Below are 1,908 nucleotides of genomic sequence, written 5' to 3'. Positions count from 1 at the left end.
AACTTACCGACAAAAACAAAAGCCAAAAACCATAGTCCAATAACCAAAGGTAAAAGATACGCAAACCGTAAACCGTGCCTAGCATCACGCACCGTTAGGACATCATCAGTTACCGTCATAAAAGGCTCTAACGGATCATGAGCGGGCTTAATCGGCTTAAATTGGGAAGCAAAGGACTTTTGCCATTGACTGAGCCTTTGTGGGTATTGGTATCTAATTAAGAAACCTTGATTGTTTGACCTTTTCATTTTCAACTTACGTACTTTAGGCCAGCAGATTTGCTGGCCTTGATTTAGTTAAGGCGCTTTAATTCACGACCTTAAGATTTTCATACAGATCAGGTAACACGTGTTCATATTCGAGGAGTTTTTCTAAGCGCTCTTCAAATGGCTCTGGTCTTTTATCGACAAAAAGGTACGTTTTTGATTCCGGTCGATTGAAGCTCTCGCCGGTTATAACCGCACTCTTTCCGTTGTCCATAAAATTAAACACTTGAGCGAAGAAGTAATTATTATCCCTTTCTGAGTTGAGGTGTACTTTCCCTGTCGGCTGAACGGTGATAGGAAAGACGTCATAGCCACCTTTACGCTTTTTGTTTTCACAATATAGGTAGAGAAGTAGGCCCGTTTTGCGCTCTAAGAACCCTAAATTCTCGAAACGGCAGGCTGCCAGTCGTCCAAAAAACCAAGTGTAAACAAGGCCACGCTTTCGATCGAAGTATATATGCGCTGGCTTCGGGGATTTCACAAAAAAGACAGTCGCAGATATGGCGAGAAAAAGTGCAATCAAAGAAATAGAAATATTAAAATACACAGACTCTCTATGCCGTTCAGAACTGTATTTAGCTACTGCATTAAGGTAGTTCCAAAAAGAGTAGTCACCATTTTCGCTGAACAATGCCCTAGAATAAGCATATCGTTGCTTATCATATGGGAGGCCTTTTCTTTCCCTATTCTCATAAAATGAAATATTTTCTTTAGCATAGGCTACCTCATACGGATGAAGACCAACACGCTCAATAAAAAGGAACGACAAAACCCAAAGCCCAATAACCAAAGGTAATAGGAAGGCAAACCGTAAACCGTGCCTTGCATCACGCACAGTGAGGACGTCATCGGTTACCGTCATAAAAGGCTCTAACGGATCATGAGCGGGCTTAATCGGCTTAAATTGGGAAGCAAAGGACTTTCGCCATTTACTGAGCCTTTGTGGGTATTGGTATCTAATTAAGAAACCGTGATTGTTTGACCTTTTCATTTTTAATCCTGTTCTATACTGCTTGGCTTATCATCAACCATGCCAAAATACGTTTTTTCTAACACACCTTTAGAGGTAAGCATGCGTTTTGGCACCATCACTTCCGGGCTCTGCTGATAATACCAGTGCACATTCAATGCTTCACCTTGCTCACTTTCCATTTCGACCTCGAAGTTTAGATGCAAGGTGCCATCAATAAGTTCTCTCTTGAAGAAGTCATCGCTGTTCACCGCATCATTGAGGGCTTGTTGGAACGCCTCAGTGGCTGGTTTATTCTCAACAGCATGGTATCTCAGCATTTTATTAATCGGTTGCATAATATCGACTGGGTGCTGCTTCGTTCTGCAAACGGCTCCGATAACATTCGATTCGCCAGGCGTAAACCCTGGCAGACGCATACGATAACCGTAGATTTTTCTTGTCGGAGATAACTCTTCTTTGACCCATACTTTAAGCTCAGGCCGCAATAAGAGGTTCATAAACTCTTGTTGCTCAACCTCAAGAGCTAATTGAATCGTTTTTTTTCTATATTCGGTAGCTGCAATATTTAAGCGCTGAGAAATATCAAAATCACCTGCACTATCAAAATCCCAAAATGAGTATTTCTCACTCTTACCCCAAAAGCAGCGAAAGAGCAGGTTTTCGAGCGCT

1 protein-coding gene and 1 pseudogene are annotated in these 1,908 nt (G+C 41.9%); both read right to left on the bottom strand.

Going from position 1 to position 1,908, the window contains the following annotated elements; translation table 11 throughout:
• Positions 1–306 precede the first annotated feature (306 nt).
• A complete protein-coding gene (locus KIV40_RS00125; RefSeq protein WP_285347603.1) occupies positions 307–1,128 on the bottom strand; it encodes a hypothetical protein in 822 nt (273 codons plus the stop codon).
• A gap of 131 nt (positions 1,129–1,259) precedes the next feature.
• Positions 1,260–1,908 (bottom strand): annotated as a pseudogene (locus tag KIV40_RS00120) (hypothetical protein); the annotation flags it as partial.

The sequence above is a fragment of the Vibrio sp. D173a genome (genome assembly GCF_030248475.1).
This window is presented reverse-complemented; position numbering and strand designations above follow the sequence as displayed.